The sequence below is a fragment of the Capnocytophaga bilenii genome, assembly GCF_017565765.1.
Taxonomy (GTDB): Bacteria; Bacteroidota; Bacteroidia; order Flavobacteriales; family Flavobacteriaceae; genus Capnocytophaga; species Capnocytophaga bilenii.
This window is the reverse complement of record NZ_JAGDYP010000003.1, coordinates 43,136-69,134: the sequence shown is the minus strand read 5'-3', so window position 1 is coordinate 69,134 and position 25,999 is coordinate 43,136. Positions and strand designations below refer to the sequence as shown.

The following is a 25,999-nucleotide window of genomic DNA, read 5'->3' as shown; positions in this document are numbered from 1 at the left end:
TCTACGCATAATGAAGATGAAATATTTGATGTTATTAGCCATTTGTGCTCTCTTTAGTGTTTCGCTAATGGCACAAAACAAGGTGCAAGTAACAGGTGTTGTTACTGGTAACGATGGTTTACCCTTACCAGGGGTGGGTGTAGTGGTGAAAGGCACTACACACGGTGTATCAACCGACTTTGATGGAAAATACGAAATTCAGGTAGAAGCTAATCAGCTGCTTGAGTTTAGTTCGCTGGGCTACAGTACCCAAACAAAAAAAGTTGATAAGCAAAAAGGAACGCTTAAGCTGGATGTTGTACTAAAAGAAGAAGCACAACAGCTTACCGAAGTGGTAGTTACTGCTTTGGGTATTAAGCGAGAAGAAAAAGCACTGAGCTACAACGTGCAACAGGTGAAATCGGAAGAACTTACGAAAGTAAAATCGCCCAACTTTGTAAATAGCCTCAATGGTAAAGTTGCGGGGATTACAATCAACAAAAGTGCTTCAGGAGCAGGAGGAGCTACCCGCGTGGTAATGCGTGGTGAAAAATCTATTGAAGGTAGCAACAACGTGCTATATGTGATAGATGGTATCCCGTTATTCAATTCAAAATCAGGGGGTGATGATAGTGGTATCAAAGGTGAAGGGCGCGTAACCAGTGAGGGTATTGCCGATTTCAACCCTGATGATATTGAAAGTATTTCGGTACTTAGCGGTCCTTCAGCAGCTGCCCTTTATGGTAGTAATGCTGCCAATGGGGTTATCCTCATCAATACTAAAAAAGGTAAAGAAGGTAAAATGCAAATTACGGTGGGCAACTCAACTGAGCTTAGCCGACCTTTTATTTTGCCTAAGTTTCAGAATACCTATGGCAATCGCTCTGGCGAATTTACTAGCTGGGGTAGCAAACTTGCAACCCCCAGCAGTTATGACCCCGCTAAAGATTTTTTTGTAACAGGTACGAATATAATCAATTCGTTTACACTTACTTCGGGCAACAAAACAAATCAAACTTTTGCTTCGGCAGCCACTACCGATGCTAACGGGGTAGTACCCAACAACAGCTACCACCGCTACAACTTCAGCATTAGGAATACTACGGCACTCTTCAAAGAAAAAGTACAGTTAGATTTGGGGGCTTCTTATATCAAACAAAAAGATATGAATATGGTATCACAAGGTGAATACTGGAACCCTATAGTAGCGGCTTATTTATACCCCAGAGGAGAAGATTTTGACAAGATAAAAACCTTTGAACGTTACGATACCAACCGCAATTTCCCTGTACAATATTGGCCTATCAGCGAAAGTGTATTTGGTAACCAAAACCCATATTGGACAGCCTACCGCAACTTGGCTTCTAATAACAAAGACCGCTTTATGTTCAACACAGGGCTTAGCTACAAAATCAACGATTGGGCAAACGTAGCGGCTCGTGCCCGTATGGATAAATCATACGTAAATTTTGAACGCAAACTTTACGCTTCTTCCAACGAAAAATTTGCAAAACCTAAAGGAGCTTACAAGTATTCTAACTACAGCGACCACCAATTCTATTCGGATATCATTGCCAATATGAACAAGACTTTCTTTGAAGATTGGAATGTAGTGCTAAACGTAGGGGGTAGCTTTTCAGATTTTAGTGCTATTGAAAGAGGTTATGAAGGCAATTTACAATTAGCCCCCAACTTGTTTTCTATACAAAACATTACCCCTTCGGAAGGTAAAATATCAGAAGGTTTTGGAGACTCTCGCCGTCGTAATGTAGCGGTATTTGGAAATGCCGAAATAGGCTACAAACGTTTTGCTTACCTTACCTTATCAGGTCGTAACGAGTGGGATTCTCGCTTGGTAAACTCGGCTGAAGAGTCTTATTTTTACCCATCTATAGGTATGTCGGCAGTGGTATCTGAAATGGGCGAAATGCCGAAGTTTATCAATTACTTCAAGGTAAGAAGTTCATACACAGAGGTGGCTTCGCCTATAGCGTGGTCGGGTCGTACGCCTGGTACTATTACCCAAAAGATTGTAGGGGGTATCATCAAGCCCGAAGAAATCTACCCTTATTCTGACTTTAAGGCAGAGCGTACCAAATCGTATGAATTGGGGCTTAGCTTGCGCATTTTCAAACACTTCAATATAGAATCTACTTGGTATCGCTCTAATACTTACAACCAAACCTTTGTGGCAAACTTGCCTGAATCTACAGGGTATAAGTATATTTACTTGCAAGCAGGTGATGTGCAAAATAGCGGTACCGAGCTAAACGTAAGCTATAAAAATAAATTTGGCGAGCTAAACGTAATCTCGTCTGTGTCATACACTCGCAACAAGAACGAAATTAAAAAAATGGTACAAAACTATCGTCACCCCTTTACCGATCAGCCTTTCAACATCAACGAGGTGAGCAAAGACAATGGTAGAACAATCCTAAAAGTGGGTGGTAGTATTAGTGATGTGTACGCTTCTAAATTCTTGAAAAAAGACAATCAAGGCTACATCAATATTCCTGAAAGTGGTGAGCTGGATATGGAGACTATCAACCCTGTATATTTAGGGCGTACTACACCTGACTTTTTATTGGGTTGGAACAATAGTTTTTCATACAAAGGTTTTGGATTGAGCTTTTTGGTAAGTGGTCGTTTCGGTGGTATTGTCAATTCGTCTACTGAGGCTATTTTAGACCGCTTTGGGGTATCGAAAAACTCGGCTATAGCACGTGATAACGGAGGGGTAAACTTGCCAGGGCAAGGCAAATACAACGCCAAAAAATATTACGAGGCAGTAGCAACAGGCAAGAGCGAAACCGCAGGCTATTACACTTATGATGCTACGAATGTACGCTTGCAAGAGCTAACGCTTAGCTATACATTCCCTGCGAAGTGGTTTAAAAACTATTTAGATGAGCTTACATTGTCGCTTATAGGTAATAACTTGTGGATGATATACAACAAGGCTCCTTTTGACCCTGAGTTAACACCTTCGACAGCTACTTATGGACAAGGGAATGACTACTTTATGCAACCCAGCTTGCGCAGTGTAGGTTTTAACATAAAAGCAAAATTGTAATACTATGAAAAAGAATATATTAATAAGTACAGTATTGGGCTTGGTAATGGTATCTTGTGGCAAGTTTGAAGATATCAATACGGATGCTTTTGGGGTAACGGGTTCTATGGGTAAAAAAGATGGTATAACCATTGGTGCTAAGATTACTTCGCTACAAACCCAGGTTGTACCTGTAGGTACGCAAGCTGATGGTACTAATGTGGCGAATGAATACCAAATAGCTTACCACTTGGCTGCTGATACTTGGAGTGGCTACTTTGCTCAAAACCAAGGTTGGAATAATGGTTATAACAATACTACTTACTTTTTGTTGGAAGGCTGGTATTCGGCTTCGTACAATAGTTCGTATACGAAAGTATTGCCATTGTGGAGCAGTGTAAAAAGTGATGCTGAAAGCTCTAATTTTCCTGAGGCTTTTGCATTGGCACAGATACTAAAAATTTCGGCTTGGCATAAGGCTACTGATATGTTTGGGCCTATTCCTTACAAAGAAGCTGGGAAGGGGCTTTTCCGAGTGCCTTATGACAGCCAAGAGGTTGTATACCAAGCATTTTTTGACGATCTTACTGCAGCTATAGCTGTATTGCAAAACAAAGTAACACAAGGGGGTACTTTATTGGCTGAATACGATGCTGTATATGCAGGTAATGTAACCAAGTGGGTAAAATACGCCAATTCGCTAATGTTGCGTTTGGCGATGCGCATTCGCTTTGTAGATCCTGCAAAAGCACAACGTTATGCAGAACAGGCTATCAATCAGCCATTGGGAGTAATGACCGATAAGGCTGATGAAGCAAAAATGCAAGAAGGGGCAGGACTTAGTTTTATAAACAATATAGAAACTTTTGTCAACCAATATGGAGAGTGCCGTATGGGTTCGTCTATGTATTCTTACTTGGTGGGCTATGAAGACCCTCGCCTAATGGCGTACTTCAAGCCAAGTACAAGTCCTTATGCACAAAATGTGCCTTTTGCAGGGGCTAAATACCAAGGTATCTTGGCAGGATTAGGAGAAGGTTCTACCTATTTTGATACTTTTTCAAAGCCAAATATAGAAAAAAGTACGCCTACTTATTGGCTACGCGCATCGGAGGTGTACTTTTTAAGAGCTGAAGGGGCTTTGGCAGGTTGGAATATGGGTGATACTGCCGAAAATCTTTACCGCAAAGGGGTAGAAACTTCATTTGCAGAAAACAATATTGATATATCAAAAGTGAGTGCTTATCTTTCATCGGGTAATGAGCCTGCCGAGTTTGATACTTACTATTTTGGTAGCGCTCCTGCTCCTACCGCCGCTACTACCCAATGGGGCGGTACCGATGAACAAAAATTGGAAAAGATTATTACCCAAAAATGGATAGCCCTATACCCTAACGGACAAGAAGCTTGGACAGAATGGCGCCGTACAGGCTACCCCAAACTACACCCTGTAGACCAAAACAAAAGTGGGGGTGTAATTTCTACCGATAAAGGAGTGCGCCGCTTGCCTTACCCCGAAAGCAAACTCTCTACCGAAGACAAAGCTGTTTTGGCAGGAGCGATTCGCCTATTAGGAGGCCCTAACAACGGCGGTACCAAACTATGGTGGGATAAAAAGAACTAACAAATAAAATAAATACAGTTATGAAGTATATATTACTAAAAAGTATTTCGGCAGTTGTGATAGCTATGGGGCTTGCCTTAGCCTCTTGTAGCAAATGGACTGACGTAGAAGCTAAAGAAATAGACCATAACGGCGGAAAAAATACCCTTAGCGAAGCCGAACGCGATAACTATTACGCGTCTTTGCGCGCTTGGAAAAAAACAGCCGAGAACTACGGTCGCCCAGTATCTTTTGGTTTAGCAACTGGTCGCCCGAAGGCAGTGTGCGCAAAGGGTATCTTGCAGCGTTGCCCGATAGTATAGATATGGTATCGATGTGGAGTGCGCCTTTTGGCATCAGCGAGGCAAAGAAAGCCGATAAGGCTTATGTGCAAAAAGTGAAGGGTACCAAAGTATTTGCGTGCTTTATATTGCACAACATAGGTACAGGTATTACACCATCAAGTATAGCCGATAAGGTGAAGACTGATAACCCTAATGACTCGGAATCGGAAATCAACGAGAAGATAAGAAGGGCTCAAGAAGCTTATTGGGGCTATACAAGTGGCGTGAAAGGTTCGGACGACCATACCGCTGCAATAAAGAAGTATGCAAAAGCACTTTGCGATACTATTGTGAAGTATGATTATGACGGATTGGATATAGACTGGGAGCCTAACGTTGCTGGTGATGGCGATGGTAGCTTGAAGGGATATCACGGAAGGTATCTTCATATTTTGGTAGAAGAGCTTGGGAAGTATTTAGGCCCCAAAGCTACTGTAGATACAGGAAAAAGACGCTATTTATTAGTAGATGGAGAGCTTTGGTCGGTGAGCAAACAGTCAGGTCCTTATTTTGACTACTTTATTTCGCAAGCCTATGGCGACTCTCATCTTGACTATCGCGAGTCGCGTGTAGCAAGAGCTTTTGAAGAATACTACAACACCAAGAAGCATATCTATACAGATAACTTCGAATCGTCATCACAATCAGGAGGAGTACTTTTGCAACAAGCGGTCTATAACTCCAGCAACGGGCCTAAAGGGGGTGTAGGTGCTTATCGTATAGATAACGACTATGACAACAAGCCCGACTATAAATGGACACGCAAAGCTATCTATTTGATGCACAAAGCTCATAAGGAATATATAAAAAATAATCCACAACCCTAAAAAGTAATTAGTTATGAAATATATAAAATATTGTATAGGAGTGGTTGCTTTCTTAGCTCTTTACGCTTGTAAAGACAAGGAAAATAGCCTATTGGAAACAAAAGTATACTTTGAGAAAGAACAGCAAAAGCTAAAAGTAGGTGAGGGTGTAAACACATATGAGTTTAACATCACTTCGCGGCTGACAAATATAGCTGATGAGGTTGTAAATGTTACCTACCAAGTAGGCAATGCGCAAATGGTAGCGGACTACAATGCTAAAAATGGGACAAAATACCAAATGATGCCTGCTGAAAACTTCAGTTTAGCGAGTAATTCGGCTAGCATAAAAAGTGGTAGTATTTACGCTGATCCTTGCAAGCTAATTTTGAAGAATCTTTCGGGAATTCAAGAAGGTAGTACTTATGTAGTACCTGTTACGATAGCTGATGCGAGCTTGCCAACAATAGAGGCTAGAACAATGTTTGTAGAGATAACAAAACCAACTGTTATCAGCAAGGTAATGAATTTTAATGGTAAATTTCTTTCAATACCTATGCCTACCAATGCCAAGTTTAATTCACTTACTTATGAGGCACTGATATACGTAGATAACTTTGTACTTCTTAGTACTGTAATGGGGGCTGAAGGTAACCTAATATTGCGTTTTGGTGATACTACGGTAGATGCCGAACAAATACAGATAGCAGGTAATGTACAGTTTAACCCTGCAATGAAATTTGTTACAGGAAAATGGTATCACGTAGCTTTTGTGTTTAACGGAGCAAGCAAACTGGCTGAAATATTTGTTGATGGAGAAAAAGTAGCTGAAAAGACAGCCAGCGTAAGCAGTTTCAACCTTACAGGGCCATTTTTCATAGGCTATGCTTACGACTATGACCCTAACCGTATTTGGCGAGGCAAAATGAGCGAGTGCCGCATTTGGAACGTAGCAAGAACTGCCAGCCAGCTAAAGAACAACCGCTTAGGGGTAGATCCTAATTCTGAAGGACTATTCGGTTATTGGAAACTCAATGGTACCGATAGTTATGAAAAAAATGGAGTATATTATATCAAAGACCAAAGCAAGAATAAGTTAGATGCAACTTCACGTTATGGTCGTTACAGCGGTGGAGCAGGCCCCTCTACTCAGCCAGATATAGTAAACTTGCGAGTAGATATTGCCGATTAGCGCAAGCTATATAATCAATGTAATAAAAATAAGTATTCAAAAAGAGCTGATGAGCACCCGTACTCATCAGCTCTTTTTTATTTCTAAAGCACTATCCCTTCAGCGAACCTTCAGCGAACCTTCAGCGAAGGATAAGCGAAGGAAAGTCGGCGAGCTGGCGCAGCCGAGTATGTGACGAAGGATAAAAGGCTGTGCGGCTCGCACCGAAGGAAAGTCGGCGAGCTGGCACAGCCGAGTATGTGAAGGCTGTGTGGCTCGCACGAAAGTAGGCGAGCAGGTATATTAATCATAATCATTAGGTATTAATAATTATTTTTTTGTATCTTTGCCCCGAAAACAAAAGGCGTAAGATGTCGCATAAATTATTGATTATAGGAAGTATGGCGTTTGATAAGATAGAAACGCCTTTTCAGAAGAGTGATATTATTATGGGGGGTGCAGCTAATTACACTGCCCTCTCGGCAGCACAGTTTGGTGTTCCTACAGCAGTAGTATCTGTAATAGGGGGTGATTATCCTACCAGTTTTTTGAGATTGCTCACCCAGCGCCATATAGATATATCGGGGATAGAGATAGACCCCCAAGATAAGACATTCTATTGGAGTGCTCGTTATCACGAAGATATGAACCTGCGCGATACCTTAGATACCCAGCTGAATGTGCTTGCCCACTTCAAGCCTGTGGTACCCGCAGCTTTTACCGATGCCCAAGTGCTAATGCTGGGCAACTTGCACCCACAAATACAGATAGATGTACTTGCCCAAATGACGCATTTGCCCTTTGTGGTACTCGATACGATGAACTATTGGATTACCCATACCTACGAACTTTTAGAAGAAGTTATCAGCAAGGTAGATATGATAACCATCAACGAGCAAGAGGCGCGCCAGCTTACCGATGAATATTCACTGGTAAAGGCAGCAAAACGCATCTTGGCAATGGGTACAAAATATGTAGTAATCAAAAAAGGCGAACACGGGGCGTTGTTGTTTCACGAAGATAGTGCTTTTTTTGCTCCCGCTTTGCCGCTCTCCGAAGTGTGCGACCCCACAGGGGCAGGCGATGTGTTTGCAGGAGGTATTGTAGGCTATCTTACAAAAACAAACGATTTTAGTTTTGAAAACATCAAAAATGCTGTTATACACGGCTCCAATTTAGCTTCGTTTTGTATAGAAAGTTTAGGAGCCGAACGAATGCTATCGCTTACCCCAGAGGATATCAATAGCCGCTTGTATCAATTCAGAGACCTTACACAATTTGATATCAAATTGTGTTGATTATCAGTTAAATTGCCAATAAAAAAATAGACAAACCAGAATAAAAAGATAATAAAATGTTGTATAAACGCAGTAGTGAGCTTTTCGCAAAAGCTCAGCAAGTATTACCAGGGGGGGTAAATTCACCTGTACGTGCTTTTAATGCCGTAGGAGGAAATCCTATATTTATAAAAGAAGCTGCTGGTGCTTATCTTACCGATGAAGACGGACGAAAATATATAGACTATATAGCCTCTTGGGGTCCCCTAATTTTAGGGCACGCTTATCCCCCTGTGATTGAAGCAGTAACAGAGCGTGCCAAAAAAGGCACCTCATTTGGTATCCCTACCGAAGTGGAAGTACAAATAGCCGAATTGGCAGTTGCAATGGTGCCCAATATAGACAAAATCAGGTTTGTGAATAGTGGTACTGAAGCCTGTATGAGTGCTATACGCTTGGCACGTGGCTACACAGGGCGCGAAAAGATTATCAAATTTATAGGTTGCTATCACGGGCATTCCGATGCATTCCTGATAGAAGCGGGAAGCGGTGGAGCTACCTTTGGCACACCCAACAGCCCAGGGGTAACACAAGGCACTGCAAAAGATACCCTTTTGGCTAATTACAACGATTTAGCTTCGGTAAAAGCCCTTTTTGAAGCTAATCCTCAGCAGATAGCAGGTGTTATCATTGAGCCAGTAGCGGGCAATATGGGGTGCGTACTGCCACAAGAAGGATTTTTGGAAGGCTTGCGACAACTTTGTACCGAAAATGGTTCTTTGCTGATATTTGACGAAGTAATGACGGGCTTCCGTTTAGCCAAAGGAGGAGCGCAAGAAGTATTCGGTATCAGGGCAGATATTGTTACCTTTGGGAAAGTGATAGGCGGCGGGCTACCTGTAGGGGCGTTTGCAGCTAATAAAGAAATAATGAGCTATTTAGCTCCTGAGGGGCCTGTATATCAGGCAGGAACCCTTAGTGGGAATCCGCTGGCGATGAGTGCGGGCTTGGCAATGCTTACAGCACTGAATGAACACCCCGAAGTGTATGAAAGTTTGGCTAAAAAAACAGCTTATTTACATCAAGGTTTTGAAGAAGTGTTGCAAAGAGCAGGAATACCCCACCAAATCAACAGCTTTGGCTCTATGTTTACCTTATTCTTTACCGAGAGCCCTGTAACCAACTTTGTTAGCTCTTCAAAAAGTGATACCCAACGCTTTAAGCGTTATTTTCACGGAATGCTACGCGAGGGAATTTACCTACCTCCTAGTAGTTTTGAGAGTTATTTTCTAAATGATGCTATCACTTATGACGATTTGGATAAAACGATTAAAGCACTCAATAGAGTAGTGTTAGAGCTCTAAAAGACAGTGTGTTGGCTAAATTGTTAATAACCATAAACAAGCTGTTAATAACTTGTTAGTAACGTTGTTAGTTTGATGTTTAATTTATTTAACAATTATTATTTGGTAGTTCGAAAATATTTTATATCTTTGCAGCGAAAAATTGAAAGGAATTAATAATTTTAAAACTCAAAAAAAATGGAAGAATTTGTAAAAGTAGTGGAGCAAATCCTTTATATGGAAAACTTCAACACAGAGGTAACAGCAGATTTAAAGCAAAAGTTTGCACAATTGTATGCAGCGTATGGTGCTAATGTACCAGAAAAATACCGCAGCGATGTAAATCGTATGGCAAACAAATATGTAGGTGTGAACGTAAACGCTTTTAGCTATTAATTGCAAGGCTGTTTATTGTAGTAATGAATGTATTAGTAACAGGTGCTGGCGGACAGCTTGGTTCTGAAATAGAAGCCAGCACGGTACGCATTGGTAATTATTTTTTTACTGATGCTACTACCTTGGATATTACCCAAATAGGCAGCCTACACTCTTTTGTACAGCAAAACAATATAGATATTATCGTAAATTGTGCGGCTTATACCAATGTGGATAAAGCTGAAGATGATGTGGTGGTGGCAGAGGCTATTAACCATCACGCTGCAGTCCACTTGGCTGCTGTATGCAAAGAGTTTCACATACCACTTATTCATATTTCTACCGACTATGTGTTTGGTGGAAGTGCCAATACGCCTTATAATGAAACGGATGCTACGCAGCCGTTAGGCGTGTATGGGCGTACAAAATTAGCCGGCGAAGAAGCTATAAAGGCGGCGGGTATTGATTATATGATTATCCGCACCTCGTGGCTTTACTCATTGCGCTTTGGGCATAATTTTGTAAAAACTATTCAGCGGCTAAGTGCTGAACGTACAGAGCTAAAAGTAGTTTTTGACCAAGTAGGTACTCCTACCAATGCTGCTGATTTGGCTGATTTTGTAGTGCAAGCCATTAATAATGGCTGGTATAAAGGCAAACAAGAGGTATATCACTTTAGCAATGAAGGGGTATGCTCGTGGTATGACTTCGCTACTACTATAGTGGCGCATTCGGGTAACGCTTGTAAGGTGCTGCCCTGCCGCTCGGCAGAGTTTCCAAGCAAGGTAACACGTCCCGCTTATTCAGTATTAGATAAATCTAAACTCAAAAATAATTTTGGGTATCGTATTAGGTATTGGCGCGAAGCCTTTTTAAGCTAAACACACTTGTTGCATAATGGCTTAAAAAAGCTTTGCGCTAATCTTCTTCTTTACAACACATATTTTTCTTCATAAAAATAGCAAGGCATTAAAAAAAAACGTATATTTGCACGGTGATTAAATAGGGAACTGTTTAGAATATATGTAAGATGATTGTAAATTTCAGTATACAAAACTTTGGTTCTATAAAAGATAAGCAAACGCTGTCGTTTGAAGCCGATGCCTCCAATCATTTGGAAAATACTTATGTAGTGCATACGGCAGGCAAACGACTGCTAAAATTAGCGCTTATTTATGGTGCCAATGCAGATAAATGAGGTTTATAAAAGTTGTATTATCAAAAAAAAGGTGTATATTTGCAGTCGGTAGGTGGATGATGAATTGTATGACTAATAATTAAAATAATATATAAAATGGCAACATTTAGAACAGAATCAGATCTTATAGGGGAACTACAAGTTCCTGCTGAGGTTTATTATGGCGTACAAACACAACGTGCGATTGATAACTTTAAAATCTCGGGGGTTGTAATGCACCATTACCCCGAATTTGTGAGGGCTATTGGTTATGTGAAATTGGCTGCTGCTAAAACTAATCATCATTTTGGATTGCTTCCTGATGCTATTATGCCTGCCGTTACCCAGGCTTGCCAAGAGGTGATTGATGGTAAACTAAATGACCAATTTCCTGTAGATATGTTTCAAGGGGGGGCTGGTACCTCTGTAAATATGAACGCCAACGAGGTGATAGCGAATAGGGCATTGGAAATTATGGGCTATTCTAAAGGCGATTACCAACACTGTTTGCCTAATGATCATATCAACTGCTCGCAATCTACCAATGATGCTTACCCTACGGCTATCAAGATTGCAATTATTAATATGAACAAGCAACTGCTTACTGCACTTAGAGCCTTAGTAGATGCTTTGCGCGAAAAAGGGAAGGCTTTTGCCGATATAATAAAGATGGGGCGCACCCAGCTGCAAGATGCTGTACCTATGACCTTGGGGCAAGAGTTTGATGCTTTTGCAGCTACTTTAGGAGATAATGAAAACAGGCTTACTGCTGCTGCCAAGTTGTTACACGAAATTAATATGGGCGGTACCGCTATAGGCACGGGGCTTAATGCTCCTAAAGGTTTTCCTGCTTTGTGTGCTGAAAATTTATCGGCAATTACAGGGGATACGTTTATTCCTTCTACTGATTTGATTGCCGCAACTCCCAATACAGGAGCTTATGTGAGCTACTCATCTGCTTTAAAGCGTTTTGCCATAGAACTTTCTAAAGTGTGTAACGACTTGCGCTTGTTGGCTTCGGGCCCTCGTGCAGGGTTACGCGAAATTAACTTGCCTGCGATGCAACCAGGCTCGTCTATAATGCCAGGTAAAGTAAACCCTGTAATTCCGGAGGTAGTAAACCAAGTGTGCTTTAAGGTGATAGGTAACGATGTTACGGTATCGTTTGCAGCAGAGGCAGGTCAGTTGCAATTGAATGTGATGGAGCCTGTGCTTTGCGAGTCGATATTTGAAAGTATTAGTTTGTTGCAGAATGCATTGGTTACCTTGCGAGAGTTGTGCGTAAAGGGCATTACGGCTAATCGCGAAGTATCGCTAAATATGGTGAAGCACAGTATAGGTATCGTAACGGCTCTAAACCCTTATATTGGGTACAAAAATAGTACTAAGATAGCAAAAGAGGCTTTAGAGACAGGCAAATCGGTATATGATTTGGTGTTGGCGCATCAGTTGCTTAGCAAGGAAGAATTGGATAAGATATTAGATCCTGCTTCTATGATTAACGATTAAAAAGTTTTGATTTTTATAATATGAAAAATTATTTGCGAAGAAGTGTTGTGTTTGCCCTATTGGCTTATGGGCTTGTAGCACAATCGCAACCTTTGGTGAAAGAGGCTTCTACGCGCAAATTGCTATTTTCGTTTAAAGACGAGACAGAGGCTTCGGTATCACTTCCTGAAAATTCATCGTATTGGCGTTCTCTTGATGGGGACTGGCGTTTTAAATGGAGCCAACAGAGCGATGAACGTCCGCAGGACTTTTATATGCCTAATTACGATATTAGTACTTGGGATATGATAAAAGTGCCTTCGGACTGGAAAGTGTATGCGCTAAACAAGTATCACAAGCCCCGCTATGGTATGCCTTCGTATTGCCCGAACAACGAAGTGGGCTCCTATGTTAGGTTTTTTGAAGTACCTAAAGAGTGGAAAAAACGTGAAGTTTATTTAGATTTCACAGGCGTAGCGGGGTCGTTTTACGTGTGGGTAAACGGGCAAATGGTGGATGTTGCCGAGCATTCGGTTTCGGTAGTATCTTTTAACATTACAAAGCAGCTAAAAAAAGGAGATAATAAGTTGGCTGTAGAGGTGCATAGTACGGCTAATGATTCTATAGCTGAACGTTCGGGCGTACTGCAGTTGCCTGGGATATTTAGGAGTGTAGCGCTGCGTGCTACTCCTGAATTACAGCTGAACGACTTGCAGATAATGACAGATTCTCAGGATTTTGTAAATTGGGAACTGCAATTGCGTGCCCAAGTGCGTAATCTTCGCAAGAAAGCAGCACAGAACTACAAAATTCAGTATAAATTACGTGAAAACATATTGTATAGTGATGTGTTGCGCCGTCATTTAGAGCCTGTAGAGCAAGAAGTGCCTTTAGAAATCATAGGGGGTAAAACATCGGTGTGGAATGAAACTACTATGAAAGTGAAAAAGCCTATGGTTTGGACAGATGAAACGCCTTATCGCTATACGCTTATTGCACAACTCATAGATAGAAAAGGGCGAGTAGCCGAAACGGTATCTACTCCTATTACCTTCAAAAAAATAGAAGTTCGCAAAAATAAAGAGATTTACGTAAATGGAGAACCCATAGAATTGAAGGGCGTAAAACGACAAGAGGGACACCCTGCGCAGGGTCGTACCCTTACACACGAGCAAATGGAAGACGAAATTATGCTGATGAAACGTGCCAATGTGAATTATGTTTATTCCATTCCGTATCCCCCCGACCCATATTGGTTTTACTTGTGTGATAAATACGGGATTTTCTTGGCTCGTGAAATAAATTTTGAAGAAGCTCTATTGCCCAAAAAGCATTGGGTAGACCAGACAATTTATCTTTATACCGATAAAGGAACACGCTACGAAGGCTATGGTGAGGATTTTGGTAAAGGAATAGAAGAAAAAGCAGCGATGACCGATGGGGTTATCTTTGCAAGTAGAATACCTAAACCACAATTTTACCAGCTACAGAAAGATTATCAAAATATTGAGGTGAAAAAACTCTCAAACGATACTTTTCAGCTTATCAATAAAGCGTACTTTGAGCCAATGGACGGTTATGAAGGGGTTTGGACGCTCTATCGCGATGGGCAAAAGGTGGAGGAACGCTCTTTTGATGTATCGCCTCTAAAACCACAGCTGAAGGGTACGGTAAGGCTTACCCCTAAACGAATGAATAGTGGGGCAGAATATTACGCTACTATAGAATTTAAGCAAGCTGCTGACCGACCTTGGTGTGAAAAGGGCTTTGTGCAGGCACGTGAGCAGTTTCTTTTGCAAAAGGGTACAAACAAGCCTAAGCAGCGCATTCTAAATCAGGGGGAAGCGCTACAGCTTACGGTAGATAAAAAAATAGTAGTAGGCAAAAACTTCACGGTGCATTTTGACTACGAACGAGGCACTATAGAAAGTCTTACCTATAACAATAGTAAAGTAATAGACGATAATGGGCTGAACCTGAATGTGCTAAGTGATGAGAAATGGCATCACAGAGTAATAGATTACAAAATTTTTGAGAATGAAGACGGTAGCTATAGTTATTGCTTTATGCTGGAATCAATAGAAGATAAGGCTCTGGCTACAACTACGGAAAGTGAAACTGTATCTCCTTTGGTAACTTATCAGGAGTTTATTGTCTTTACCGATGGTACTATAGAAGTGCTTACTAATATTACAGGCAATGATGAGCAAATAACTGTACCCCAATTGGGCTACGAAATAAAAATGCCTACAGTATTCTACAATTTTAAATACTACGGACGTGGGCGACAAGAAAATACCGAAGCGGACAAAGAAGCTGCTTTTATGGGAGTATATGAAGGCGATGTGCGCAGTGAGTTTGTACCTTATGCCCAGCCACAAACAATGGGGCAACACCAAGACACGCAATGGGCATCGATTACCAATATGCGTGGTACAGGAGCTGAGTTTGTAGCGATGCAACCGATGAGCGTATCGGCATTGCCTTATGGCGAAGCGCAACTAAAGGCAGCCGCACACCCTTACCAGCTACCTGAGCCTGATGGTACTTATATACGCCTTGACGCTATTACCGCTGAAAAGCCTACAAGCTATTGGTTTGGCTTTTTAATTCGTCCTGTGAGCAGATAAAGATGTACTTTCGGTTTAAACAATTTGACATAAAACAAGCTGCAACAGCTATGAAAGTGGGCACCGATGCAGTCTTGCTGGGGGCGTGGGTACCTATAGCACCTTACCATAAAACATTGGATGTAGGTGCGGGTACAGGATTGCTTTCCTTGATGTTAGCCCAGCGTTGCCCTACGGCAATGATAGATGCTGTAGAAATAGACGGGGTAGCTTATGCTGAATGTGTAGAGAATTTTACTAATAGTAATTGGGCAGTGCGCTTACGTGCGCACTGCATTTCATTTCAGGACTTTGTGCTGTGCGCTGCGGGTGATTATGACTTGATTATTAGTAATCCGCCTTTTTATAGGGCGGCATACAAATCGGGGAATGAGCAGCGCGATAGAGCTCGTTTTACTGATGGACTTTCTTTTGCTGAGCTTGTAGAGGGTGTGGCAAAACTGCTTGCTGAAACGGGATACTTTGCGGTGATACTGCCTTATAGTGAGGAGGCTTATTTTATGGAATTGGCACAGCAACAGGGGCTTTACCCGCAACGCTTGCTGCGCACACGAGGTAACGCAACAGCACCTTTGAAGCGTAGTTTGATACTTTTTGCTAAAAAAGAATTGGCTGAGGTAGTGGCTGAAGAGCTTGTAATAGAGCAGGTACGCGGAGAATATACTGAAGCGTATAAGGCTTTGACGCGAGATTTTTATTTGAAATTCTAAATATAGATATGAGACGGACTGCGGCAGTAGTAAAAATCTTTGCAATTAAAATAAGAAAAAGATAAACACCATAGTATTAAAAAATAGTATTAACTATCATCAATACCAGCAAATAGCAGACTTTAGTACCTAAACCCCCTTTGTAAAATAACCAAATAAGAAATATTTCTATGAGTTTTGCTAATGATATTAAGAACCTAAGCAGTTTTTTAAAAGAGCAAGGTTTTTTGGCTGTACCGATAAATTACAATAACCTTCGTTCGTGGGTAAAGGAATTGGATAGCGAACACTTGGTTTATATGTATGTTTACGTCGGTCAGCACAAACAACATAGCCAAGATGGTTTTCTTATCGTATCGCCTCCACGTGATAACGATGATCTTTGGGAACGTACCTCCTTAGCTTTTGGCATTCCTTTAGATAGAAACTTTGAGTTAGGTTCAGGGTTTTATGACAAATACATCAATAGACTTACCAATCTATTGCCTAGTGCCGTTTGCTTAAAAGAAGCCGTAATCAATGAGATGCACAACCCCAGTGAGATTGCAACAAAAGGTATTAATACCGCTAAAATATTAGCTACTCGTTATATGAGAGTTGTACAAGGATTTCACGATTTGCAGAAAGCACCTAATTTTGCTGAGCTCTGCCAAATTAGCAAAGAAACGTGGTTAAAAAAGAAGAAAATCTATTGGTTAGAAGAAGATTTGGGCAAGAAATATCTTGAACCCTATGCCGATGATATTATAAAACAATATCCTGATACTTATACCGAAAGACTTAGTATTATTTTGGCTACTTATAGTGTTTTTAGGTAGTACCTTCTAAATTTTAAAACCTAATGCGATGAAAATAAAATCTTTACTCGGTGTTTTACTATTGATTGTGAGTGTGTATGGTTATGCACAAGGGGAGGCTGCAGGCAATGATTGGGCAGCAATGGGGTTAAAAGGCAAGGTAAAATTGGTAGAGACGGGGTTTTATTTTGCTGAGGAGAAAGATGGGGTTATTAGTAAAGGGGATCCTTTTTCGATGGGGTTTTATCCTTCTGAGCGAATAGAAAAATTTCATCTTATGCAGAAAATGGGTGCGAATGTTTTTTTTCTTACTTTTTTAGTGGATATTGTACCTTCGGTGGTTACTTATAACCAAAAAGGGAGATTGGTAGAAAAAAGGCTGTTTGACACTACTCTTCACCGAAAAATAGTATATACTTACGATGCAAAAAATCATCTGATAGATAAATCGACTTTTGTGCGCGACGTATTGGCTGTAAAAGATACTTATAAATACAAAGCTAACGGACAAAAAGAGGAGGATTTGCTGAACCAATTGGGGGGCGAAGGGGGCGTAACTTGTAAGTATACATATGATGCTGACGGACGGCTGATTGAATGTAATTACACAGATGTAGATGGTTTTCCAAGTGCTAAGGAAATCTATACTTATAAAAACAAGCTGCTTGTGGGCAAGGATACTTACCGAAATGGTGTATTAGGAGTGCGTGCTTTTTATGAGTATAATGATGAAAATCTGTTGATTGGTTCGTTATTTAAAGAAGAGGGGAATATGATATGGGATTCTAAATTTACTTATGATGAGGGCAATAGACTGAAAGAGGAGTACATTGAGATAAACGGCAATAAAAACAATGGTTTTCAGAATAAATTTTCGGCTGATGGTAGGCTGATAGAGCACTTGACTTTATCGTCTGAGAAGGTTGCTACTTTCGTTTATACGAATGATAAACAGGGTAATTGGATAAAGATGATTAATTACGAAAATGGGGTTCCTCTACTTTACGTAGAGCGAAAAATAGAGTATTTTAAGTAAAACACATTAACTGATAAGAAATTCTTCTATTTTAGCTAAGGATAATTGTGCTTGCAACTGACCTATTCTTTCCAAAAAAGCAGCTCTTTCTTGAGCGTATTGTGGTGTTTGCAGGGGTGTATTTTTGTGAGAGACTAATGCAGTAAGGTCTTGTAATTGTGCGTTATAATCTTGTTGTTGAGTATTGACAAGTTGTTGCTGTGTGTTTAATAGTTCTGTAGTGATAACCAGTAGGGTATCTCCTTTTTGGATGCTTTGGTTGTTTTGAGAGAGAAAGCACTTTACTACCCTCCCGCTTACAGGAGCAGTAAGTTCTGAATCTTCAAAATTGGAACGTATCACCCCGCGTGCCGATACCGATAAAGGGCAATGCAACCACTATTTCTGTGAGGAGCAGGAGAATAGACAGATAGATAATGTAGCTTTTATTTTTTGTAAATTAGAACTCCGTTGAAATGAAAAGCAAGTACTTACTTTATTGATATGCTCTATAAGTTGTATATTTTTACTCAAAACCTCTTTATTATTTTCTATTTGAAGAAGTAATTCTGATATGATTTCTAAAGTATCATCTTCTTCTTTATAGGCAGAGATAATATTTTCAATAGGAGTGTCTATAAAGTAAGTAAGTGTATGATTTGTATATTTTTCTGATAAGTAATTAAGTTCTTTTAATTTTATTTCCTTTGCAGGTTTTTTACTCAAAAGAGCTGTTAGTTCCTGAAAGAATAAATCTATTTGTCGTTTTATGTAATCTTTCTCTATCATTTCTTAATATAAAAACTCCTATCAAGCTACTTAATTAAAAGGAACTGAGTTGATTGATTTTGTCATTTTGTTTAGTTTTAAACTGAAAATGAAGCGTATTGCCAGAATCTGGATTTAAAACCTTTCCGTCTATATCACTAAAATAGGCAACAAGGTTATTCCCTACAAAAAGCTTAGCCACATCTCCTCCCAAAGCCTTTGCGTCTTCAGATGACAATTTTTCAGTAGTATAATGTACTATATCCTCTCTTTTTCCCTCAATAACCGATTTAATCTGAGTGATATAACCATTGGCATCTAAGGTAACCAAGAAATAACATTTGTCATCTTTGCTTAACTGCATCATCTCTCTTGTTGCTTTATCAGCACAAGTAAGTTTCCAAGTATTATTAGATACATAAGAAGATTTAAACTTTCCTTTGTTGTGTGCGTTATATTCATAAAGAGTTCTATACATAGCGTTTGAAGTGTTAACCCCAAATTTTATAAGCTCTTTAATCTGATTCATATCTTTTTTGTTAGGTACTTTTTGTTCACTAAGCGTACAATCTTCTATCTCGTATGTATTAGACGAAATTTTAAAATCCCCTTTATAAGTTTCTTGTGTATTACCTGTTATTTGCAAAGTAAAACTAACCTCCTTTTGGTAAAAAATCAAATCTAAAAAATCTAATTTCTCAAAGAAGTCTATTTTTTGTGCAAAGGTTGGATTTATTAATCCTATTAATGTTACTATTGTATAAAAAAAATGTTTCATAATTATTTGATGATAAGATGCTATTATAATTCAACTTGCTAGTTGAAAAGTTCAGAAAATAAAAAAGCAAAGCAAAAGATTTGTATATTTGTGATTGCAAAAAAAATAAAAACAACTCCAATGCTTTGCAAAGACAAAATTACGTCAATTTTTTGTATTATTGATGATATTTTAAAAGAAATTAATCATTCAGAAGATATTCGCAGAAAAGTATCTAATAGTGAGATTGTTACAACAGCATTTATAGCTGCTACAAATTTCTATGGGAATCATCGTTCGGCTATCAAATTTGTTAAGCAATATAACCTATTCCCCAATATGTTAGAAGAGAGTAGGTTTAATAGGCGCTTACATAGTTTGGGAAATATGCTTTATGAATTATTTCATCTGATAGCTTCTCTCTATAAAGATTTTACTTGTGAAATGAACTATATCATTGATTCGTTTCCTGTGCCTATTTGTCAAAACATCCGTATTAATAGATGTAGAATTGCAAAAGGGAAACAATATAGAGGTTATACAGCAAGTATGCGAACTTATTTTTACGGAATTAATGTTCAGTTAGTTACAACGGAAAAAGGTATACCGATTGCATTTCATTTTACGGTAGGAAAAATGGCAGATGTGAAAGCCTTAGATAAGATTACAGAAATTTTTCCACCAGAGGCAAAACTTTATGGGGATAGTGCTTATACAGATTATCAAGCAGAGGATTATCTGTTAGAAAACAAGAATGTTGAGTTAAGAACACAACGGAAAAGCAATAGCAAAAGACTCGATACAGAAAAACAGAGCAAGCTAAAATTAAAGATGAGAAAACGTATAGAAGTAGCTATAAGCGATATTAAAAAGCTGTTTCCTAGGACGATACATTCTGTTACTTTAAAAGGTTTTTTAATAAAGATAACAATGTATATTTTTGGATTACAGTTGTTTAAAATAATTAGCGACTAGCAAGTTGATTTTTTTAATTAAAAAATATTTGTGATTGACAAAAAATATGTACTTTTGCGGAGTGATTTTTAAAAAATGAAACTTTTCTATTCTAAAATTCTTCTTTTTGGAGAATATGGTATTATTAAAAACTCGAAAGGGTTGGCTATCCCTTATAATTTTTACAAGGGTACGCTGAAAATGCTTGCTGAAGAGGAAGCGAAGAATGCTTTGGACGGGCAGAAAAGAGAAGAGGCTCGAAAATCGAATGAGGCTCTTAGTGCTTTTGCTTCTCACCTTGAGTCGTTGAGCAAGGAGGCAACTCCTATAGTGCAGTTTGACATTGCGCGCTTGAAGGCTGATATTGCTGCTGGGATGTACTTTGATAGTAGTATCCCTCAGGGTTATGGGGTGGGCAGTAGCGGTGCTTTGGTAGCGGCTATCTACAGCGAATACGCTATAAACCCTATTGATGCGATGGCGCATCTTACTCGTGAACAGCTGCTGCAACTGAGGGCTATCTTTGGACGTATGGAGTCGTTTTTTCACGGAACATCATCGGGGTTAGACCCGCTGAATAGCTACTTGAGTTTGCCGATTCTTATCAACTCGCTTGACCATATAGAGCCTACGGGAATACCTGTAGAAAGCCCTAATGGCAAGGGAGCTGTTTTTTTATTGGACAGTGGCGTAATTGGCGAAACTGCCCCTATGGTGCGTATTTTTATGGAAAATATGAAAAATGAGTCTTTCCAGAAAATGCTAAAAGAGGAATTTATAAAATATACGGATGCTTGTATTGATGATTTTCTAAAAGGGCGATTCAAATCGTTGTTTGGGAATATAAAAAATTTATCGAGCGTTGTACTGAACCACTTCAAGCCGATGATACCGCAAGAATTTCACACTTTGTGGAAACAGGGTATTGATACGGGTGATTATTTCTTGAAATTGTGTGGTTCGGGCGGTGGTGGCTATATTTTGGGCTTCACTGAAGATTTGGAAAAGGCAAAACGTTCCCTTGCGGGACATAAATTAGAGGTTGTATATCAATTTTAACAATGAGCGACACGATTAAACACGAGTGCGGTATTGCGCTAATCCGCCTACTGAAACCGCTTGAGTTTTACAAAGAAAAATACGGTTCTGCATTTTACGGAATCAACAAGATGTACTTGATGCTGGAAAAACAGCACAATAGGGGGCAAGATGGTGCTGGACTGGCGAGCATTAAGCTGGATATGGAACCTGGTGAGCGCTACATCAGTAGGGTACGCTCTAACGCTCATCAGCCTGTGCAAGATATTTTTTCGCAGATAAATGAGCGTATCAACAAAGGTTTTAAGGCTAATCCTGCCCTGAAAGAGGATGTTGCTTTGCAAAAACGGGAGCTTCCTTATATAGGCGAGGTGGTAATAGGGCACGTGCGCTATGGTACTTTTGGGAAAAATAGTATTGAAAATGTACACCCTTTTTTGCGTGAAAACAATTGGATATACCGCAACCTGATAATGGCGGGCAACTTTAATATGACCAACGTAAATGAGCTATTCCAAAATCTTGTTCGCTTGGGGCAACACCCTAAAGACAAGACCGACACGGTGATAGTGATGGAAGGGATTGGTCATTTTCTGGACGATGAAGTAGAGGAGTTGTACCGCAAACTAAAAGAACAAGGATACAGCAAAAGAGAGGCTTCTCCTTTTATAGCCGAGCAATTGGATATAGAACGGATACTGAAGCGCGCCTCGAAATATTGGGACGGCGGCTATGCTATGGAGGGAATGTTTGGACACGGCGATGCTTTTGTGTTGCGCGACCCTGCGGGCATACGTCCGGCGTTTTACTACCAAGATGAGGAGGTGGTAGTGGTGGCATCGGAACGCCCTGCCATACAAACTGTTTTCAATGTAAAATACGAAGATATACGAGAGTTGCCACCAGGGAATGCTATTATCATCAAGAAAAGTGGCGCGGTAGCTATCAAAGAGATTGTACCTGCTACAGTCCGCAAGGCTTGTTCGTTTGAACGTATTTACTTTTCGCGTGGCAACGACCAAGATATTTACCGCGAACGCAAAATGCTGGGTAGGTTGCTTTATCCGCACGTAGCCCAAGCTATTGGCAACAACTTGAAAGATACGGTTTTTGCTTATATTCCTAATACTGCCGAAACGGCTTACTTAGGGCTTATAGAAGAGACTGAACACCAACTGAATTTGCAAAAAGCAAAACAATTGGCAGTGGCTGACAAGGCTGAATACCCAACGATACTTTCGCAAAAAGTACGCACTGAAAAAGTGGCTATTAAGGATGTGAAGTTGCGAACCTTTATAACTGAGGATAGCAGCCGCGATGACCTCGTAGCGCACGTGTATGACATCACTTATGGCTCGGTGCAAAAAGGAGATGCTTTGGTGATTATAGACGATAGTATCGTACGTGGTACGACCTTGAAAAAGAGTATATTGAGTATTTTGAGCCGATTGGAGCCTAAGAAGATAGTAATCGTATCTTCAGCCCCACAAATACGTTACCCTGACTGCTATGGTATTGATATGGCTCGTTTGGAGGACTTGGTGGCTTTTCAGGCGGCATTGGCATTGCATAAAGAACGGGGCACGTATGACCTTATAGAAGCTGTATACAAAAAGTGCCTGTCGCAAGTGGATTTGACCGATGATAAGGTGGTGAATTACGTAAAAGAAATATATGCTCCTTTTAGCAATGAGGAAATCTCGGGCAAAATACGCGATTTGTTGCTGCCTAAGGATTTTGCATCGGAGGTGGAGGTGATTTTCCAAACGGTAGAGAATCTTCACCGCGCTTGTCCGGAAAATCTTGGCGATTGGTACTTTACGGGCAACTATCCTACTAATGGTGGTAACCGTGTAGTGAATAGGGCATTTATTAACTTTTATGAAGGAAATAAAGAACGAGCATATTAAAATAATGATTAAATAATAAATGAGGCTGTCCAAAGTGAGGGCGATTTGCCAATCGCCCGTACAATGTGAGAAAAAGTGATTGATTATCAGAGCGATTAACTTTGGCAAACTCTGAAAGTTTGCCAAAGTGTGTGGCGCAATCATACTTAAAAAAACTTTTTGGACAGCCCACTGAAAATAAAGATATATTAAAAGCGTTAGCTTTTGTTCTGTTACTCGTAAAAATCTGGAAAATTTTTAAAATAACACAGAAACAAAAGGATAATGCTCCTCCTATTATAGGCGTGAGCTATCTATTTCTGTGTTATTGAGCGATTCCAGACGCTTACGGGTAGCAGAGTAGAATATAGTTCACGCTTTTTTATGTCTACATTACAAAAAAAAGCGTTAGCTTTATTCTGTTACCCGTAAAAATCTGGAAAATTTTTGTCAGTAACGCAGAATATAGGTTAGCCTATGAGAGCAAAGGAAGCGCGATAGTGTCTTCCTTTGCTATGAGCTACTTTTTTTTATCTGTGCAAAGAGTAGAGCTGCTGTTCCACGCTTTTTAAGCGTTATTTCTTCACTTAGGAACAGGTGAAGGCTCTTTGCTATGGAACTTCCACAAGTAAAATCGAAACAGCGAGTAGCTGATCACGGCGAGGTGTATACTAACCCGCGCGAGGTAAATGCTATGCTCAATTTGGTAAAAGAGCAGAGTTTTAGCCTCAGTGCTACTTTTTTAGAACCTGCCTGCGGCAATGGCAATTTTCTTATTGAAATCTTGCGCCGCAAGCTCTGCACCCTTGCTGAGCAGTACGGCAAGCAGCCTTTGGCGTATGACACCCATCTGCTACAGGTTGTGGGCAGCATCTATGGGATAGATATATTGCCCGACAATATAGCCGAATGCCGCGAACGGCTTTTTAGCGAACTTTTGAGTACCTATGAGCCAATACAAGGACACCCTTTAGAGGATGCCCTTGCTAATAGCGTTCGGTTTATAATGCAAAAAAACCTTATTTGTGGTGATGCCCTTACTTATAAAACTGCTGATGGACAGCCGATTGTTTTCTACGAATGGCTTTTTAGTGCGCCCGACTTTACACAAGTAGCTTATCGCACTTTTGATTTTGAGACCACTACCACTGGCAATGTAGGTAAACAGCTTGATATGTTTGGCATAAGCAATGAGATACACGCACAGACTTCAGCGTATAAGCCTTATTTGGAAATTAGCAAATTTGGAAATTAGAAAATTAACTCATTGACGAATTATTATGGATATATTAGATTGTTTAGCAAACCTGAGTAATGATGAGGTTTTTACTTCGCCAGCAATAGCCAACCGTATGCTCGACACCCTGCCTGATACGTTGTGGAGCGACCCCAATGCTAAGTTTTTAGACCCTTTTACTAAGAGTGGTGTATTCTTGCGCGAGATAGCCAAACGCCTGATGCAAGGTTTGGCTACAGCCATACCCGACCGGCAAGCGCGCCTTGACCATATACTGGGGCAGCAGCTCTACGGCATTGCCATTACCCAGCTTACGGCACTCACCGCAAGGCGTACCCTTTATTGTAATAAAGACACTACGGAGTTAGCACACTGCCTTACCGATGTTTTTGCCCAGCAAGGTAACCCCGATGGCAATATTTATTTTGAGCCCTGCGAACATACCTTCGTTAAGGGCAAATGCACTTATTGCGGTGCCACCGAAAGAGAGTTTGGTGCTGAGCAACGTAGCGCCCTAGAACAACACGCTTATCTATTTATACATAACAAAAACCCTTATAAAGAAATGCAATTTGATGTAATCATCGGCAATCCACCTTACCAAATGAGCGATGGTAGTGGAGGAAGTTCTGATAGTGCAGTGCCTATCTATAACAAGTTTGTAGAACAGGCTATTATGTTGAACCCTCGCTATTTATGTATGATTATCCCTTCAAAATGGATGGTAGGAGGAAGAGGCTTAAAGAAATTCAGAGAGAATATGGTCGAAAATAAGAAAATTAAAATCTTATATGATTTTGAAAACTCTAAAGATTGCTTCCCAGGTCAAAATCTTGATGGAGGAGTCTGCTATTTTCTTTTGGATAGAGAATATAAAGGAGAAACAGACTATATTTTTAGAAGTAACGATGGAGAAGAGATAAAATCAAAACGTTTTTTGAAAAACAACTATTTTGAATATATTATACGTAACAATAGAGTCCTTTCTATTATTGAAGAATCATCTTCCGAAGAGAGTTTTTCAAAAATAGTTTCACAAGTAAGACCATATGGTATAAGAGGTTTTTTATTCAATACACCAGAAAGGTATCCTAACTCTAACCTGAGTTTTAAACCTTTTGAAAAAGCTTTGAAGATTTATGGAGTAAAAGGAATTAAGGGAGGGGCTAAGCGTATTATTGGTTATATTTCAAGAGATATTGTAACTAATGGTTTTGATAGTATAGATAAATATAAATTATTCTTTACTACAAGTTATTCAACCAATGCAATAAATCCCCCAGAGATTATAAAAGCTCAACCTAATGAAATCTGTACAGAAACTTTTTTGTTAGTAGGTCCTTTTGACACAGAAAACGAGCAATTAAACTGTCTTAAATATATGAACACAAAATTCTTTAAGTTTCTTCTTTATTTAGGGAAAGGTACAATGCACGTAACTAAAAGTGTATTTGGATTAATACCCTTACAAGATTTTACTGAAGAATGGACAGATGAAAAGCTATACCGCAAATATGGTCTTACAGCGGAAGAAATAGCTTATATAGAAAAAATGGTAAGACCAATGGAGTAGAATTAATAAAAGTAGA

At 39.9% G+C, this 25,999-nt stretch carries 21 protein-coding genes and 1 pseudogene; 19 read left to right on the top strand and 3 right to left on the bottom strand.

The features are described from left to right. Positions 1-10: 10 nt before the first annotated feature. The 14 genes and pseudogenes from J4N46_RS04625 to J4N46_RS04560 all read left to right on the top strand — a co-directional run bounded on the left by J4N46_RS04625 (position 11) and on the right by J4N46_RS04560 (position 17,788). On the top strand, positions 11-3,052 hold the full coding sequence (locus J4N46_RS04625) for a SusC/RagA family TonB-linked outer membrane protein (RefSeq protein WP_208058341.1): 3,042 nt from the start codon (positions 11-13) through the stop codon (positions 3,050-3,052). 4 nt (positions 3,053-3,056) lie between these two features. Continuing rightward, positions 3,057-4,655 (top strand): RagB/SusD family nutrient uptake outer membrane protein, encoded by a 1,599-nt coding sequence (locus J4N46_RS04620; protein ID WP_208058340.1) that lies wholly within the window; start codon positions 3,057-3,059, stop codon positions 4,653-4,655. 20 nt (positions 4,656-4,675) lie between these two features. Further along, positions 4,676-5,805: pseudogene (locus tag J4N46_RS04615) on the top strand (glycoside hydrolase family 18). Between the two features lie 13 nt (positions 5,806-5,818). After that, positions 5,819-6,976: a DUF1735 and LamG domain-containing protein gene (locus J4N46_RS04610; protein ID WP_208058339.1), complete on the top strand. Its 1,158-nt coding sequence runs from the start codon at positions 5,819-5,821 to the stop codon at positions 6,974-6,976. 350 nt (positions 6,977-7,326) lie between these two features. Beyond that, positions 7,327-8,253 carry a PfkB family carbohydrate kinase gene (locus J4N46_RS04605; RefSeq protein ID WP_009416290.1) on the top strand — a complete coding sequence of 309 codons (927 nt, stop codon included), beginning with the start codon at positions 7,327-7,329 and terminating at the stop codon, positions 8,251-8,253. Positions 8,254-8,309: 56 nt separating this feature from the next. Beyond that, positions 8,310-9,596, top strand: coding sequence for a glutamate-1-semialdehyde 2,1-aminomutase (gene hemL, locus J4N46_RS04600; RefSeq protein WP_208058338.1), 1,287 nt, complete (start codon positions 8,310-8,312; stop codon positions 9,594-9,596). Positions 9,597-9,773: 177 nt separating this feature from the next. Further along, entirely contained in the window at positions 9,774-9,971 is a 198-nt protein-coding gene (locus J4N46_RS04595; RefSeq protein WP_009416288.1) for a hypothetical protein, read from the top strand. A 23-nt stretch (positions 9,972-9,994) separates the two neighbouring features. Further along, positions 9,995-10,831 carry a dTDP-4-dehydrorhamnose reductase gene (rfbD, locus tag J4N46_RS04590; protein ID WP_208058337.1) on the top strand — a complete coding sequence of 279 codons (837 nt, stop codon included), beginning with the start codon at positions 9,995-9,997 and terminating at the stop codon, positions 10,829-10,831. A 149-nt stretch (positions 10,832-10,980) separates the two neighbouring features. Continuing rightward, positions 10,981-11,148, top strand: coding sequence for a hypothetical protein (locus J4N46_RS04585; RefSeq protein ID WP_236013702.1), 168 nt, complete (start codon positions 10,981-10,983; stop codon positions 11,146-11,148). 96 nt (positions 11,149-11,244) lie between these two features. Continuing rightward, positions 11,245-12,636, top strand: coding sequence for an aspartate ammonia-lyase (aspA, locus tag J4N46_RS04580; protein ID WP_208058336.1), 1,392 nt, complete (start codon positions 11,245-11,247; stop codon positions 12,634-12,636). 20 nt (positions 12,637-12,656) lie between these two features. Then, positions 12,657-15,245 carry a beta-galactosidase small subunit-related protein gene (locus J4N46_RS04575; RefSeq protein WP_208058335.1) on the top strand — a complete coding sequence of 863 codons (2,589 nt, stop codon included), beginning with the start codon at positions 12,657-12,659 and terminating at the stop codon, positions 15,243-15,245. Between the two features lie 2 nt (positions 15,246-15,247). Next, on the top strand, positions 15,248-15,955 hold the full coding sequence (locus J4N46_RS04570) for a tRNA1(Val) (adenine(37)-N6)-methyltransferase (protein ID WP_208058334.1): 708 nt from the start codon (positions 15,248-15,250) through the stop codon (positions 15,953-15,955). Positions 15,956-16,125: 170 nt separating this feature from the next. Further along, complete coding sequence (locus J4N46_RS04565; RefSeq protein ID WP_208058333.1) at positions 16,126-16,773, top strand: hypothetical protein; 648 nt, start codon at positions 16,126-16,128, stop codon at positions 16,771-16,773. Positions 16,774-16,801: 28 nt separating this feature from the next. Continuing rightward, entirely contained in the window at positions 16,802-17,788 is a 987-nt protein-coding gene (locus J4N46_RS04560) for a hypothetical protein (protein ID WP_208058332.1), read from the top strand. 6 nt (positions 17,789-17,794) lie between these two features. Here J4N46_RS04560 and J4N46_RS04555 read toward each other — a convergent pair whose 3' ends face one another. From J4N46_RS04555 to J4N46_RS04545, 3 genes are read right to left on the bottom strand one after another with little or no spacing between them, the layout of a single operon-like run. Next, entirely contained in the window at positions 17,795-18,163 is a 369-nt protein-coding gene (locus tag J4N46_RS04555; protein ID WP_236013700.1) for an HlyD family secretion protein, read from the bottom strand. 3 nt (positions 18,164-18,166) lie between these two features. Then, a complete protein-coding gene (locus J4N46_RS04550; protein WP_208058331.1) occupies positions 18,167-18,556 on the bottom strand; it encodes a hypothetical protein in 390 nt (129 codons plus the stop codon). Between the two features lie 34 nt (positions 18,557-18,590). Beyond that, positions 18,591-19,313 carry a hypothetical protein gene (locus tag J4N46_RS04545; protein ID WP_208058330.1) on the bottom strand — a complete coding sequence of 241 codons (723 nt, stop codon included), beginning with the start codon at positions 19,311-19,313 and terminating at the stop codon, positions 18,591-18,593. Between the two features lie 120 nt (positions 19,314-19,433). Here J4N46_RS04545 and J4N46_RS04540 point away from each other — a divergent pair, with 120 nt between their 5' ends. The 5 genes from J4N46_RS04540 (at position 19,434) to J4N46_RS04520 (ending at position 25,983) form a co-directional block, all read left to right on the top strand. After that, positions 19,434-20,267 carry an IS982 family transposase gene (locus tag J4N46_RS04540; RefSeq protein WP_208058534.1) on the top strand — a complete coding sequence of 278 codons (834 nt, stop codon included), beginning with the start codon at positions 19,434-19,436 and terminating at the stop codon, positions 20,265-20,267. 75 nt (positions 20,268-20,342) lie between these two features. Beyond that, the gene (locus J4N46_RS04535; RefSeq protein WP_208058329.1) at positions 20,343-21,305 is read left to right on the top strand and encodes a mevalonate kinase family protein; all 963 of its coding nucleotides are present in this window, start codon (positions 20,343-20,345) and stop codon (positions 21,303-21,305) included. Positions 21,306-21,307: 2 nt separating this feature from the next. Then, on the top strand, positions 21,308-23,194 hold the full coding sequence (locus J4N46_RS04530; RefSeq protein WP_208058328.1) for an amidophosphoribosyltransferase: 1,887 nt from the start codon (positions 21,308-21,310) through the stop codon (positions 23,192-23,194). A gap of 592 nt (positions 23,195-23,786) precedes the next feature. After that, positions 23,787-24,428 carry a DNA methyltransferase family protein gene (locus J4N46_RS04525; protein WP_208058327.1) on the top strand — a complete coding sequence of 214 codons (642 nt, stop codon included), beginning with the start codon at positions 23,787-23,789 and terminating at the stop codon, positions 24,426-24,428. A 25-nt stretch (positions 24,429-24,453) separates the two neighbouring features. After that, positions 24,454-25,983 carry an Eco57I restriction-modification methylase domain-containing protein gene (locus tag J4N46_RS04520; protein WP_208058326.1) on the top strand — a complete coding sequence of 510 codons (1,530 nt, stop codon included), beginning with the start codon at positions 24,454-24,456 and terminating at the stop codon, positions 25,981-25,983. Positions 25,984-25,999: the final 16 nt, after the last annotated feature.

Bases quoted from the DNA above. Each gene is read 5' to 3' on its own strand.
- J4N46_RS04540 (WP_208058534.1), top strand. From the start codon at position 19,434: ATGCTTTGCAAAGACAAAATTACGTCAATTTTTTGTATTATTGATGAT.
- J4N46_RS04605 (WP_009416290.1), top strand. From the start codon at position 7,327: ATGTCGCATAAATTATTGATTATAGGAAGTATGGCGTTTGATAAGATA.
- J4N46_RS04530 (WP_208058328.1), top strand. From the start codon at position 21,308: ATGAGCGACACGATTAAACACGAGTGCGGTATTGCGCTAATCCGCCTA.
- J4N46_RS04545 (WP_208058330.1), bottom strand. From the start codon at position 19,313: ATGAAACATTTTTTTTATACAATAGTAACATTAATAGGATTAATAAAT.
- J4N46_RS04525 (WP_208058327.1), top strand. From the start codon at position 23,787: ATGGAACTTCCACAAGTAAAATCGAAACAGCGAGTAGCTGATCACGGC.
- J4N46_RS04625 (WP_208058341.1), top strand. From the start codon at position 11: ATGAAGATGAAATATTTGATGTTATTAGCCATTTGTGCTCTCTTTAGT.
- J4N46_RS04560 (WP_208058332.1), top strand. From the start codon at position 16,802: ATGAAAATAAAATCTTTACTCGGTGTTTTACTATTGATTGTGAGTGTG.
- J4N46_RS04585 (WP_236013702.1), top strand. From the start codon at position 10,981: ATGATTGTAAATTTCAGTATACAAAACTTTGGTTCTATAAAAGATAAG.
- J4N46_RS04575 (WP_208058335.1), top strand. From the start codon at position 12,657: ATGAAAAATTATTTGCGAAGAAGTGTTGTGTTTGCCCTATTGGCTTAT.
- aspA (WP_208058336.1), top strand. From the start codon at position 11,245: ATGGCAACATTTAGAACAGAATCAGATCTTATAGGGGAACTACAAGTT.
- J4N46_RS04570 (WP_208058334.1), top strand. From the start codon at position 15,248: ATGTACTTTCGGTTTAAACAATTTGACATAAAACAAGCTGCAACAGCT.
- J4N46_RS04535 (WP_208058329.1), top strand. From the start codon at position 20,343: ATGAAACTTTTCTATTCTAAAATTCTTCTTTTTGGAGAATATGGTATT.
- J4N46_RS04595 (WP_009416288.1), top strand. From the start codon at position 9,774: ATGGAAGAATTTGTAAAAGTAGTGGAGCAAATCCTTTATATGGAAAAC.
- J4N46_RS04550 (WP_208058331.1), bottom strand. From the start codon at position 18,556: ATGATAGAGAAAGATTACATAAAACGACAAATAGATTTATTCTTTCAG.
- rfbD (WP_208058337.1), top strand. From the start codon at position 9,995: ATGAATGTATTAGTAACAGGTGCTGGCGGACAGCTTGGTTCTGAAATA.
- hemL (WP_208058338.1), top strand. From the start codon at position 8,310: ATGTTGTATAAACGCAGTAGTGAGCTTTTCGCAAAAGCTCAGCAAGTA.
- J4N46_RS04620 (WP_208058340.1), top strand. From the start codon at position 3,057: ATGAAAAAGAATATATTAATAAGTACAGTATTGGGCTTGGTAATGGTA.
- J4N46_RS04565 (WP_208058333.1), top strand. From the start codon at position 16,126: ATGAGTTTTGCTAATGATATTAAGAACCTAAGCAGTTTTTTAAAAGAG.
- J4N46_RS04520 (WP_208058326.1), top strand. From the start codon at position 24,454: ATGGATATATTAGATTGTTTAGCAAACCTGAGTAATGATGAGGTTTTT.
- J4N46_RS04610 (WP_208058339.1), top strand. From the start codon at position 5,819: ATGAAATATATAAAATATTGTATAGGAGTGGTTGCTTTCTTAGCTCTT.